The organism is Polynucleobacter sp. IMCC 29146 (genome assembly GCF_021395195.1).
Classification (GTDB): domain Bacteria; phylum Pseudomonadota; class Gammaproteobacteria; order Burkholderiales; family Burkholderiaceae; genus Polynucleobacter.
Genome location: NZ_JAJVCR010000014.1, coordinates 16,332 through 29,782, shown reverse-complemented (window position 1 = coordinate 29,782; position 13,451 = coordinate 16,332). Strand labels below are relative to the sequence as shown.

Annotated in this window: 12 protein-coding genes; 11 read left to right on the top strand and 1 reads right to left on the bottom strand. The window is 38.3% G+C overall.

All coding sequences use genetic code 11. The features are described from left to right. Positions 1 to 184: 184 nt before the first annotated feature. Genes LZT22_RS11845 through LZT22_RS11835 form a run of 3 tightly spaced genes read left to right on the top strand, consistent with a single transcriptional unit; the run spans position 185 to position 2,844 of the window. Positions 185 to 1,075, top strand: a complete 891-nt coding sequence (locus LZT22_RS11845; protein ID WP_233925491.1) for a TauD/TfdA family dioxygenase — start codon at positions 185 to 187, stop codon at positions 1,073 to 1,075. Between the two features lie 12 nt (positions 1,076 to 1,087). Then, positions 1,088 to 1,858, top strand: a complete 771-nt coding sequence (locus LZT22_RS11840) for an SDR family NAD(P)-dependent oxidoreductase (RefSeq protein WP_233925489.1) — start codon at positions 1,088 to 1,090, stop codon at positions 1,856 to 1,858. A gap of 32 nt (positions 1,859 to 1,890) precedes the next feature. Then, on the top strand, positions 1,891 to 2,844 hold the full coding sequence (locus LZT22_RS11835; RefSeq protein WP_233925487.1) for a tripartite tricarboxylate transporter substrate binding protein: 954 nt from the start codon (positions 1,891 to 1,893) through the stop codon (positions 2,842 to 2,844). Positions 2,845 to 2,910: 66 nt separating this feature from the next. On the opposite strand, the gene LZT22_RS11830 is transcribed toward LZT22_RS11835, so the two are convergent. Continuing rightward, positions 2,911 to 3,723, bottom strand: coding sequence for an IclR family transcriptional regulator (locus LZT22_RS11830; RefSeq protein ID WP_233925485.1), 813 nt, complete (start codon positions 3,721 to 3,723; stop codon positions 2,911 to 2,913). A gap of 449 nt (positions 3,724 to 4,172) precedes the next feature. On the opposite strand from LZT22_RS11830, the gene LZT22_RS11825 reads away from it, so the two are divergent. From LZT22_RS11825 to LZT22_RS11790, 8 genes are all read left to right on the top strand, one after another. Further along, positions 4,173 to 5,231 (top strand): ABC transporter substrate-binding protein, encoded by a 1,059-nt coding sequence (locus LZT22_RS11825; RefSeq protein WP_233925483.1) that lies wholly within the window; start codon positions 4,173 to 4,175, stop codon positions 5,229 to 5,231. Between the two features lie 57 nt (positions 5,232 to 5,288). Then, positions 5,289 to 6,059: an ABC transporter permease gene (locus tag LZT22_RS11820; protein ID WP_233925481.1), complete on the top strand. Its 771-nt coding sequence runs from the start codon at positions 5,289 to 5,291 to the stop codon at positions 6,057 to 6,059. Beyond that, positions 6,059 to 6,820, top strand: coding sequence for an ABC transporter ATP-binding protein (locus LZT22_RS11815; RefSeq protein WP_233925479.1), 762 nt, complete (start codon positions 6,059 to 6,061; stop codon positions 6,818 to 6,820). The genes LZT22_RS11820 and LZT22_RS11815 overlap by 1 nt, the downstream gene beginning before the upstream one ends. Before the next feature lie 26 nt (positions 6,821 to 6,846). Continuing rightward, a complete protein-coding gene (locus LZT22_RS11810) occupies positions 6,847 to 8,583 on the top strand; it encodes a sulfoacetaldehyde acetyltransferase (RefSeq protein ID WP_233925477.1) in 1,737 nt (578 codons plus the stop codon). A gap of 5 nt (positions 8,584 to 8,588) precedes the next feature. Then, positions 8,589 to 10,220, top strand: a complete 1,632-nt coding sequence (locus tag LZT22_RS11805) for a GMC family oxidoreductase (RefSeq protein ID WP_233925475.1) — start codon at positions 8,589 to 8,591, stop codon at positions 10,218 to 10,220. Next, the gene (locus LZT22_RS11800; RefSeq protein ID WP_233925473.1) at positions 10,204 to 11,631 is read left to right on the top strand and encodes a Rieske 2Fe-2S domain-containing protein; all 1,428 of its coding nucleotides are present in this window, start codon (positions 10,204 to 10,206) and stop codon (positions 11,629 to 11,631) included. Before LZT22_RS11805 ends, LZT22_RS11800 begins: the two co-directional genes overlap by 17 nt. Before the next feature lie 193 nt (positions 11,632 to 11,824). Beyond that, a complete protein-coding gene (locus LZT22_RS11795) occupies positions 11,825 to 12,427 on the top strand; it encodes a hypothetical protein (protein ID WP_233925472.1) in 603 nt (200 codons plus the stop codon). 30 nt (positions 12,428 to 12,457) lie between these two features. Next, positions 12,458 to 13,441 (top strand): tripartite tricarboxylate transporter substrate binding protein, encoded by a 984-nt coding sequence (locus LZT22_RS11790; RefSeq protein WP_233925471.1) that lies wholly within the window; start codon positions 12,458 to 12,460, stop codon positions 13,439 to 13,441. Positions 13,442 to 13,451: the final 10 nt, after the last annotated feature.

Sequence of the window (13,451 nt, the reverse complement as noted above, 5' to 3'; positions counted from 1 at the left end):
AATCTGATATCGTTCTTCTTGGCTAAGGTGTTGATAGGTCATGGCTACTTTGACTTGCTGGTCTAGAAGCTATGGATACTAAGATATCCTTAGCCACTAGGCTTAGTTGTTCAAAGTTGCACTTCGTGTTTGAATCCACCAAATAAAATTAGGGGTTAACCCTAAAAATATAAATGGGGGCAATATGAGTAGCGAAACAAATAGTTCATTTCAAATAAAGCGCTTAAACCCTTATTTTGGAGCCGAAATCAGCGGAATTGATCTTTCTAAGGGCATAAATGAGAAAACTTTTTCCAAAATAAAGGACGCATACTATGAATACTCGTTACTTGTTTTTCATGATCAAAGAATCTCACCAAAAGTGCATGTCGATTTTAGTAAGCGCTTTGGATCATTAGAAATTCATTCTTTAAAGCAGTATTTACTGGAAGACCACCCAGAGATTCTTCTTCTATCAAATATTATTGAAAACGGTAAGCCAATAGGATTTGCTGACACTGAGCGCGTAGCTACTTGGCATACAGACACCTCCTATTTAAAAACGCCAAGCGCTGGATCGGCACTTTATGCATTAGAGGTTCCATATGATTCAAAAGGGAATTCTCTCGGAAATACTTTATTTGCCAGTACTTTTGCAGCATATGATGCTTTAAGTGAAGACATGAAGATTAAGTTACGAGATCTAAAGGCGCTTCATAAAATGACTAAAGCCTATGATGATGCCCCCAAAGACACAATAACCGCAGTTAAATTTACAGATGAACAGATTAAGAGGCCACCTGAAAACCATCCCATTATTCGAACCCATCCTGTAACAGGTAGGAAGTCCATATATTTAAGTCCATTGTGCGTTACTAAAATAGAAGGAGTCCCTGAGGCAGAAAGTAAGAAAATCCTTCAAGAGTTAGACAAGTTATGCACTAGAGAAGATTTTGTATATCGGCATAAATGGAAAGCTAATGATTTAATAATGTGGGATAACTGCTCCACACAGCATTTAGCAGTCAGCGACTATGCTCCCCCTTTACGGAGAAAAATGCATAGAACTACTTTTGCGGGATCAATACCATTTTAAAAATGAAAAATTATGGAACTCAAAAATAAGGTAGCAATCGTTACCGGTGGAAGCGTAGGAATAGGCCGGGCAATTGTTGGAAAATTAGTTAGCGAGGGAGCTACTGTAGTAATTGCCGACATAAATTTAGAATCTGCAAATTTAGCAGTTTCAGAAATTCTGAAGGGCGGAGGAAATGCCTTCGCAGTTAAGGCAGATGTTTCAAACTCCAGTGATGTTGCCAAGATGGCAGATCAAACTTTTGCAAAATATTCGCGTATTGATATTCTAGTTAACAATGCAGGAATAAGATTTATCAATCCATTATTAGAGCAAACAGAAGAAGAATGGCGTCGTACTTTAGACGTTAATTTAACAGCCCCATTTTTGTGTTGCAAAGCAGTCATTCCATACATGTTAAAAAATGGAAAAGGTAAGATTGTTAATATTTCATCGGTAGCAGGATTATTTGGAAGACCAGAGAGAGTGGCATATTGCGCCTCTAAAGGTGGCGAAATTGCCTTTACTAAAGCTGCTGCTTTGGATATGCGCGGTAAAAATATCTATATTAATGCAGTTGCTCCTGCGTTGATTGATACACCACTAAATTCAGGATTTGCAGCTGATAATGAATTGGCTGCAGTTTGGGGGAAAGAAAATAATGTAGGCAGATGGGGTAAGCCAAGCGAAGTTGCAGATGCAGTTTTTTTTCTTTGCTCTAACTCTTCGGATTTTATTTCTGGCACAGTTCTTACTGTTGATGGCGGCTGGACATCGGCAATGGTTAGGGCAACAGAGGGTTAATAAGTTAATGCATTAAAAATTTGGGGTTAATAATGATTGATAAGATAAAGAGCTATTTCGTATTTTTCTTTTTTATAGCCAGCTTATGTTTTGGGCAATACTCTTGGGCCCAGGATAAATATCCCTCAAAGCCCATTCAATTAATCATCCCCTGGGGTCCCTCAGGCGGATCAGATCAAACTGGAAGGCTAATTGCCAATCAATTAGAGCAGGAGTTAAAAATATCAGTACCCGTAATTAATATGCCCGGAGCAACTGGAAATATTGGTATGCAAAAGTTATTATCTGATCCAGCTGATGGTCAAACCTTGCTCTTATTGGCGTGGGATAATTTTGCTCTTTTAGCTACCCAGCAGCCGAAATGGAAAATTGATGATTTTATTAACTTAGGCATAGTTATTCAACTTCCTTCAGGCCTATATGTTTCAGGTGATAAATTTAATAATTGGAAGAGTTTTGAGCAAGCAGCAAAAAATAGCCCTGTCTCAATAGCAATTTCTGGACTTGGAAGTACGGATGATATTACGATGAGTTATCTACAATCCAAAGGATTGAAGATAAATGTAATTCCTTATGCAAAGCCTGGAGAGAGGTACGCAGCATTAATTGGAGGGCACGTTGATGCCCTGTATTCGCCAGCCGGCAATGTGGCTAGCTTTGTAGAGTCAAAGCAAATGAGACCAATCATCTTTTTCAGTGCCGAGCGATTAAATGATTTTAAAGAAATTCCAACATCTAAGGAGGTTGGATATAACGTTACACTGCCCCAAAGAAGAGCGCTAATTATTAAGGCTGGCACTGATCCTGCAAAAATAGCAGTTATATCTCAAGCTTTAAATAAGATAGTTAATTTACCAAAATATAAAGCCTACTTGAAGGATTCTTTTGCATCGGAAAAAAGCTATGTGCCCCAATCTGATACATTGGTGGTAATGAATCAAGATTTAGAAGAAATGCAAAAAATTCTCAAAAATATTAACAAATAATTGTTTTGGTTATATAACTACTGCTGGTAAATTGAACGATTTTCGATAAATTAATTTGGGGTCAAATTAAATATCCTCTCGCGAAAAAGTTTGACTTATTTTCTGGGCAGCAATTCTGAGCCTTGGAATGCACGCAATCGCCTCTGATAGATCATGGCGGACAGTTGGTATATGGATTGATACGGTTCCGCATATCTTATTATTACGATTAAAAATTGGAACCGCTATACCAATTAGACCTTGCATAAACTCTTCGATATCTAAGCCATAGTTTTGTGAACGAATTTTTTTTAATTCTTTTTCAATTTTTTCTATATTGATTATTGTGTGCTCGGTATATTTAACAAGAGTTATAGAGTTTAAAATTCTTCGTCTTTGCTGTGCTGGCATATAACTTAAAAAAAGTTTTCCGCTTGCACCGCAATAAATTGGCACTATAGATCCAGGCTGCAAATGAATTCTTAGGGGCCATTGTGATTCAACTCGATCTATATAAATCACTTTATTTCCAGCAAGAGCCGTGATGTTGCAAGTCTCTCTTAAATCACTCACTAGCGCTTCAAGGATTGAATGGCGTATTGATTTATTTGGAGAGTTAATTAAGGTTTCTATTGCTAAGTTGTTTAACCTTTGCCCTGTTATAAATTTTTTACTTCCAGGCTCTCTTTCTAAAATTCCAATTGACTCTAAATGAACCATTAGTCTATGAATCGATGCTTTAGGTATTTTTAATTTTTCTGAAACACCAATCGCCGATAGAGGTTCTGGTGAGCTACTAAGTGCAAATAGAATTTCAATAGCTCTTGTGATCGCGGAGTCCTTAGAGGAGTTAGTACTTTCCCTTATAAATTCGTCATATCCAGTAATTTTATTTTTCATCTGCCCTTAGTTTTGATAGTTACCTATTGATATTTTACTTATTTTAATCAATTTTTGCAAAAAATGAGATTTATTATCTCAATATTGACTTTAATAAAATTTCTGTTAGATTTAAAAAAATGAAAAACTAATTCATTAAATTTTTGGGGGGAGATATGACAAATAAGAAATTAAGCGGTATATCTGATTTAAATAAATTAGAAAAGAACTCTAGACGTACTTTTATAGAGCAAAGCTTAAGTTTGACAGCTTCAGCAGGGCTTTCGTCTCTGATGCTTGGTTCAACATCTTCGTTCGCCCAAACTAGCACTTTTACGCAATGGGGCTGGCCAACTCCCTACCGAAAAATTTCTGATAAATCTGTTGCGTGGCTAAAGTCTAAAGGTTGGTGGCCACTTCAAATTGCATGGAACCCTCTTTGGTCGGAGGGGAACATAATCCTTTTTTTAATGCGCCAGCAAAAGTTAATGGAGCTAAGAGGCATCGAGGCTGAATATAGCCCCTTTGTTGCTGCCAGCCTGATGAATGAGGTATACATGCCAGGGCGCGTTCAAGTTGCCCAAGCAGGCTCTTTAGGCTTATTGCAGGTTATAGATAAAAAAATCCCCACTGCTGCAATTGCTTGCTATCCTACTCAAAGACAGGCTTTTTTATGCCATAAGGACTCCCCCTTAAAAAATAGCATTTCAGAATTAAAAGGTGCAAAAGTTCTTGGACGGCCTGCTGTAGTTGGCATCACAATTGGAAGCACAACCCACCTCGCATTTTTAATTGCAGTAAAGGTGTATGGGCTTGAAGAAGGCAAAGATTATGTTATTAAAAATACTGCGCCTGCCGATATTCTTATGATGCCTCAAGGGATAGATATAGTCGGGATCTGGGAACCCAATGTGATGCTCATGGATGAGTTTCTTAAAAATGCACGCATTTTTGACCTCATTAATAATTATGAGATATTTAATGGTTACTCCTATATGCGTGGGGAAATTGAAGAAAATGCTCCCGACGTAGTTCAGGCTTACGCGGATAGCTTTATGGAGGCGCAATTAATTGCTCGTTATAAGCCAAAAGAGGCAATTTCTGATTTTGCTGCTGATCCATCTCAAAGGGGGCGTGATATTAAATTAATTGAGCGTGATGTTCAAATCCATGTGCTCAATCCTAAGCCCACTCGAAATTATGTTTTTGAGGATACCGGAGGTTTATGGATACCACTGGAGTTATATCAATCTGGAATTATGACTGACGCTGGAGTCTTAAAGCGCCGCTATACCGAGGCAGATTTTAAGGCTGTATTACGGCCTAAATATCTTGCTGAAACATTTAACCAATTAGGGTGGGCAGTGCCCAAAAAAGCCCCCTTTATGCCATCAAATTGGGCAGGAAAGGTAGGGCAACCACCTTATCCTCCTTATGGGGTGATGGAAATGGGTAAGCAGAATTTTCCAGGTCCTGGTGACTTAATTCGCCCATGGACTTTCGCTGGCAAAACATTTAAGCCGAGTTAAATTATTTAATCAATAAAAATACTTGGTAAGCGTTTTAAATGGAATTTGGGGAATGAATTGCAAATAAAAAAAGCATTGAAGTCCGTTGCTAGACTTTGGCTTTTGGCCCTTCTTATTATTATTTGGCAACTTGTAAGCGAGAATAGCAGCACAATTTCACTGCAACTTCCGCCGCCGACTGAAGTTTTTTCGGGCGCAGTTGAGCTAATTCAAAAAGGAACTCTTCAAAAAGATATTTACGCTAGTCTTTCTAGGGTTTTTATTGCTATTGGTGTTGCTCTTTTGGTGGCCATACCATTAGGTTCTCTGCTTGGAGCCTCTAAAAGTTTTTCATGGTCTTTTGAACCCGTAGTGAATTTTTTTAGACCAATTCCTCCTTTAGCATGGATACCATTAAGTATTTTATGGTTTGGTATTTCGAATGTTCAAAATGAATTCATTATTTTTTTGGGCGCAGTTTTTCCTATTTTAATAAGCACAATGGAAGGCGTCAGAGATGTTGACCCACAATATATAAGAGCTGCAAAGACTTTGGGAGCATCAAAATTTTCAATCATTATGACGGTTATTTTTCCTGCCGCATTACCTCAGATGTTTGTTGGTCTTCGCGTTGGCACTGGAATTGCATGGATGGCTCTTGTTGCCGGGGAGTTGGTTGCTGCTACGTCAGGTCTTGGGTACTTAATTAACCAGGGGAGATATTTATTTCGAAGTGATTATGTAATTGTAGGAATGGTTGTTATTGGTCTAATTGGCTTGCTTCTAGATGCGCTCATTAGATTAATTCAGGCCACTATCATGCCGTGGTGGAGACTGGGCAATCAATAATGACTGATAACGTAATTCAAATTAAAGATTTAGAAAAAATTTATGGATCCGGCACTAATGAAGTATTGGCATTAGAAAAAATAAATCTCAATATTCAGAATCAAGAGTTTATTTGTGTATTAGGGCCCAGTGGCTGTGGCAAAACAACTTTACTAAATATCCTTGCCGGATTTGAGTTCCCTACAAAAGGATTTGCAGAGGTTCTTGGCAATCCTATCTTAGGTCCGGGCCCTGATCGCACTATGATGTTTCAAGACTATGCATTATTTCCCTGGCTGACAATTAGCAAAAATATTGAGTATGGTTTAAAACAAAGAAACTTTGGCAAATCTGAACGACAAAAAATTGTCAATTATTTCATTGAATTGATTGATCTTAAGGGGTTTGAAAATAAGTATCCAATCCAACTATCTGGTGGAATGCGTCAAAGAGTCGCCCTGGCAAGGGCGATGGCAGTAGATCCTGCAATTTTACTTATGGACGAACCATTTGCTGCTCTTGACTCATTTACCAGGGAGCGCATGCAAGATGAGCTAGTGCGTATTTGGCAGCTTAACAAAAAGGTAGTTGTTTTTATTACCCACAGCATTGAAGAATCCATAAAACTTGCCGATCGAATAATTATCATGTCACCTCGCCCCGGTAGGATAGTTGAGATATTGACTTTGGATAGTGCTAGGCCTAGAGATATTAGTAGTGATGAGTGTGTTCGAGTTGCCCGAAGAATTAGAGAGATTTTGCATTTAGTAGCAAATAATTAACAAATGAAAATAAAAGAGAGAAAAAAATGAAAAGAAAGATTTCTGGTAGCGAAGCTTTTGTAGAGGCATTTCGCTTAGAAGGTGTAGAGTATATTTGTGGAATTGTTGGTTCTGCATTTATGGACCCTTTAGATCTTTTTCCCGAGGCTGGAATCAGATTTATTCAAGTCCGACATGAACAAAGTGCAGCCCTTATGGCAGAGGGCTATGCTCGGGCAACTGGAAAGCCTGGAGTTTGCATTGGTCAAAATGGACCAGGAATTACAAATTTAGTAACAGGCGTGGCTAGTGCATACCTTAATCACACCCCATTAGTAGTTATTACGCCATCAGTCGTAACTTCTGCAATTGGGACTGGTGCGTTTCAAGAAATTGACCAAATGCGTATGCTTGCCCCAGTTGTTAAATGGCAATTGCAAGTAAATAGACCGGATCGAATGTCAGAGGTAATACGTGGTGCTTTTCGTGCAGCGGTTAGTCTTCGTGGGCCTGTTCAAATTGATGTACCTCGAGATTCCTATTATGGAATCTGGGATGAAGACGAACTTTCTCCTGAGCTTTATCGAACGAATGGTCGTTATGGTGGGGCAGATGCAGAGTCAATTAAAGAGGCTATTCAGCTAATTAAACAAAGTAAAAAAATATCTATATTAGTAGGACATGGCGCAATTGACAGCGAAGCACATGATTCTATTGCTCGCCTTGCAGAAATGTTGACAGCACCTGTTGCATGCGTTTATGCGCACAACGATGCTTTTTATGGTTCACATCCATTGGCTGTTGGTCCAATTGGCTATCAAGGATCAGAAGCTGCGATGCGATTATTATCCGAATCCGATTTAATTCTAGTTTTGGGTTCCCGATTAAATTCGTTTGGAACAACGCCGCAGTATGGCATTGATTTTTTCCCTAAACACGCTAAATTAATACACAACTCTATTAATCCCCTGGAGTTAGGCTCTCTAAGGCCTATGAACCTAGGCTTACTTGGCGACTGCAAGGCTGTAACTAATCAACTTAATGAAGCTTTAACTGGATGTAAGTTAGAAATTGATTCAAAAGCAAGAAAACAACATATTCAGGAGCAAAAGGATGCTTGGTCTCAGAAATTAAAAGAAATGTCTGATATCGAAGGTGATCCGATTCCGCCTAGACGCGCATTGTGGGAGGTCTCAAAAGCGGTTTCAGGTACTGAAGTTTCGGTGGTAGCTGACGTAGGAAACATTAGTGGGAGCGCTAATGCCTACTTTACTTCGTTTGATAAACCAAGATCGTGGTTTGCTGCAGGCAGCTTAGGTGGTATTGGAGTTGGATACCCAACTGCAATGGGTGTTTCGCTAGCAAGTCCTGATAAAAAAGTCCTTGCATTAGTTGGTGACGGCGCATGGAGTATGTCTTTACAAGAAGTAATGACAACAGTTCGAGAAAAACTCAATTTTGTAACTGTTATTTTTAATAACAAGGTTTATGGGGCAGAACGACGAAATCAATATGATTTTTTTGGAAAGCGCTATTTTTATACAGATTTAGAAAATCCATCATTTGCTCAAATTGCTGGTGATATGGGAGCAAAAAGCTATCAAATTGATAAAGCTACTGATATTGGGTTGGCGGTGAAGGATGCTTTTAAACAATCTATACCTTCAGTAATTGAAATAATGACTGATCCTGCGATCCTAAATGAACCATATCGGCGTGATGCACTCAAGTTTCCTGTTAGGGAGCTAGATAAGTATCGTAAATATACAAATAATACCAACTAGGTTATATGCAATTTGACTACGTCGTTGTTGGTGCTGGATCCGCAGGATGTGTGCTTGCATCAAGATTAAGCGAGAATCATCAAAATCAAGTTCTTTTAATTGAGGCTGGCGATGATATTAGCTCTGATTTGGCGTTATCGATTCCATTGGGCGTAGGAAAGTTATTAAATAATAAACAGAATTTATGGGCTGATATTACAAAACCTTCTAGCGGCACTCTTCAGCGAAAAATTGATTGGATTAGCGGTAAATGTATCGGTGGCTCAAGCGCTATTAATGGAATGATTTTTGTTAGAGGGCATCCAATTCGATATGATGATTGGGTTTCATTGGGTTGTAACGGATGGAGCTATGAAGACTGCTTACCTTATTTTAAGAAATTAGAAGATTGTCGGTTTAGTTCATCGAATTTAAGGCACCGTGGAGGCCCAATAGGCGCTGCTTTAGCTGAAAAAGATGAAATTTCAGAGTTGTTTATAAAGGCGTGCATTGAAAATGGGTACCCAAGAGTTATTGACTATAACGCTGATATTCCAGATGGGGTTGGATATCTTCAGCTGTCTTCAAAAAATGGAAAAAGAGTTAGCGCGGCCAAGGGGTATCTAGACAATATTTCTCATCGGAAAAATTTAACTATATTAAAGAATGCACAAGTTAATAAGATTTTATTTTCTGGTAATCAGGCTATTGGCGTAAGTTATATAAAAAATAATCAAATTTATAAAGCGTTAGCAGATAAAGAGGTTATTTTGTGCGCTGGCGCTATCCGAAGCCCTAAATTACTTGAGTTGTCAGGGGTGGGTAATCCAAAGATATTAAATAATTATTCTATTCCTATGGTTTTTGAAAATGAATTTGTTGGTGAGAATTTGCAGGACCATTTTATGACTCGTATTTGTTATGAGACAAGCTATAAAGATACAGTTAACTATATGATGGGGAATAAATTTTCATTAGGAATACAACTATTAAATTATTTATTATTTAAAAGAGGAATCTTTTCAACGACTACCTTAAAATCTACCGCATATTTACGGAGCAATGATTTTGAACCTATTCCAAACCTAAGAATTCAGGTTTCGCTTATGAGTGCCGAGGGAAGAATTCCTGAATCTGGCAAATCCGGACTAGACTTAGCTGCAATTAGAGCTAGTCTGGATCCTGGATCCGCTTTTCATATCGGAGTTTATGGAATTTATCCCGACTCAAGCGGATATGCGCATATAAATTCCTTGGATATTAATAGCCCCTCTATTGTCCAGCCAAATTATCTTGATACGGCGCGAGATCAAAAAACAGTTATTGAGGGTCTACAACTCATTCGAAAACTTGCTGAATCTTCAGCTTTAAAAAAAATAATTACAAAAGAAATTCGACCAACAAAACAATTAAGCTCAAATGATGATTTACTGAATTTTGCAAAAGAAACTGGACATACCTGCTGGCATCCTATTGGAACTTGCAAAATGGGATTAGAAAAAAATAGTGTTGTAGATATTAATTGCAAAGTCTTTGGGACTACTAAATTACGTGTTGTTGATGGATCAGTTCTTCCAATGCATATAAGTAGTAACACCAATATTCCCATCTTAATGCTGGCTGAAAAAATTTCTGATTCTATTGCCCAAGAAAAATAAAAATAATTTTATGAAAAATATGAAAAAAAATTCATCCACTGCATATCAAGGCTACAAGATAAGAAGGCAAAGTAAGCCAGATGACCTATTAACGGATTCTAATTTTGGCACTCCATTGGGTGAGTATATGAGATGTTTTTGGCAGCCGGTCTCACTTGCATCACAAGTTACACGTTTACCAAAAAAATTAAAAATATTCAATGAAGACCTTGTTATTTTTAGAGATGGCAAGAACCAAATTGGTTTAATGCAACTTCATTGCGTGCATAGAGGGGCTTCCCTCGAGTTTGGGGTAACTCAGGAATCAGGTGGAATTAAGTGTTGTTATCACGGTATACATTTTGACGTAACTGGAGAAATTCTTGAAATTCCATCTGAACCAGATGGTGGCAAGAGAGTAATGGGTCGGTTTTGCCAGCCTGCTTATCCAACTATTGAAAGAGATGGCTTAATCTTTGCCTATTTTGGAAATCCCGATACCATTCCAGAATTCGAAGAATGGGATTCTTTTTCAAAGGAAAATAAAACAGAATTGGTCGCTTTTTCCAATATTTACCCTTGTAATTGGTTACAGGTTATTGAAAATATAGCAGATCAAATGCATACAGCTACCTTGCATCAGCCAATGAGTCTCTATGATGGTGAATTACCTGGAGAGGTTGATTTTGACTCTTTTACTCTTCCTTCGTTTAGTGGCATACCGGTACTTGATTACCATGCGGTTCGTGAAAATACTGCAATGGCATTTGTTGCCGGAAGAAGAATGTCGGAAAAATTAGTTTGGTGGAGGATTAATGAATGCATCTTACCGAATTTAAGTCACCACGCCTATTTATATGAAAAGGGTAATGCAAGAAGAGTTTTTCACCGCGTTCATATGGCTAGATGGTATGTTCCAGTAGATAATGAAAATTCAATCATTTTTGGATGGCGAATGTTTGGACCTTCAATTGACCCCGACAATATGGGCAATATGGAGCAAGTTGGACATGACTCGATTGATTTTTTGGGTGGCCAGGTAGCCGGATCTCGGACGTATAAAGAGCGGCAGATGTTGCCTGGTGATTTTGAAGCAATTGTTGGTCAAGGTGAGATTGCTTCTCGTGTCGATGAGCACCGACTTTCAGGGGATAAGGGTGTTGTTCTCTTTAGAAAAATCCTATCCCAGGCGTTACTGAATGAAAATATTCCTCTTTTGGCATCAATGATGCATTTAGATCCAAATAATTTTTTTAGGAGCTACTCGCAAAACTCAATTTTAAATATTCAAAGATTTAGTGATGCCACGAAAGATAGGGAAAATATTGAAGCTATTGGGAAAAAAATAATAGCAATTATGGCTTCTGCGCCAAGTGCTGAGCCCCAAAGAACTAATTTTGTAAAAGCAGAGCTTGAAAAGCTGGAAACTTAAAAAGACTTATTTCTTATAAAAAATTGCATTTTATGGTTTTATTTTTAATAGATTGACTGAAAATACAGTAATAATAAAATCTTAAAAATTATATGTTAAATTCATATTAACTATAAAAATAGTTATTAGCAATTTTTGATTTTTTTAATGGCATCTTGGCAGAGAAGATTCAGCATAACAAAGGAGATTAGACATGAGCATGACACTCGCAGAAATTAAAACAAAGCGGCAAGGTTTGGTTGATGAAGTAATGAATAAGGTCACACAGATTGAAAAGGAGCATGGGGTTTCACGTCAAGCCTTAAATCTGATGAAGGATGAGGTATCTATGCTGGCAAAGTTCCCTGAGCTCTTTGTTACCTCTGAATTTGAACCTGTACAGAGGGGCACATTTAAGGACTTTGTTGCGTATAGGCTGAATAAGGAAGATGGCACAGAGAGAGCCCTTTACGTTTCACTTGCGCTGCCCGGAAAGACAAGTCCCCCACATAATCATAAAAACTGGGCCATTTTAGTGGGCCTAGACGGCGTGGAGATAAACAAGCTATATAAAGCAGATGAAGCTGGATTTAAGCAAATAGATGAAATATCAGTAGGGCCTGGAGTCGGAGTTGCTTTGACGGGGGAGGATATACATAGTATTCATGTGCAGGGTAATGGAGATGTGCCAGTTTGGCAAATTAGATTTTATGAGCGAGCTCTGGAGTTGCAAACTGATAGGGAGCAGTTCGATGAAAGTGGTAAGACCGAGCATTTTCCACCCAATAAGAATACAAAAGATGGCATTAACAATTAAGTTTTAACACGAAAAAATATGGGGACTAGGATGAAAATGATCATAAAAGTTTTTTCTTTAGTGCTGGCTAGCATTGGAATTTTCCTTATTAGTTCCCATAAATTAAGTGCGCAAACTTATCCAGATAAGGCGATAACAATTGTTGTTGCTTATACTCCAGGATCAGCTAACGATACTTTAGTGAGGATTGTTTCACCTGATTTAGGTAAGCTATTAAATCAAAATATTATTGTGGATAACAAGCCTGGCGCAGGTGGTTCGATTGGCACTGGATTTGTTGCAAAGGCTGCGGGAGATGGCTATACACTTGGTCTTGGCTCAACGGCAACGCTAGCAATTAATCCCGTTTTATTTAAAAAAGTGAGTTATAGCACCCTTAAAGATTTTAAAGGGGTAGCTTATCTAGCATCAACGCCCAATATACTTGTTGTACCAGCTTCAAGTCCCGTTAAAACTGTCAAGGAGCTAGTGGAGTTGATGGCAAAGAAGCGCCTTAATTACAGTTCGCCTGGCAATGGAACGACGCAGCATTTAACGGGCGTCCTGTTTGTTAATCAAGTTGGTGTTCCAGCAGAACATATACCCTTTAAAGGTCCAGCCGAAGCTATCGTTTCTATTGCGGCCGGAGATGTTGATTTTGGATTTGCTTCACTTGCTTCAGCCATACCTCAAATGAAGGCAGGGAAAATACGGGGACTTGCTGTTACTACTTTAAATAGGATTTCTGATCTTCCAGATATTCCAACGATGGAATCTTTTGGTTATAAGGGGTTTGAGAAGACTGCGGTATGGTTTGGTTTGATAGTTCCAGCAAGTACACCTGATGCAATAGTTGAAACATTACATCAAAATGCAATGAAGACAATACAAAATCCAGATATTAGAAAGAGACTTATTGGCGCTGGATATGATCCTGCATCCCCAATGTCTTCCGCTGGATTTCAAAATCTTATTAAAGATCAGGTTGCGTTTTGGAAAGATCTCGTGAGTACATCTGGCGCATCCATCGATTAAGTGCATGACT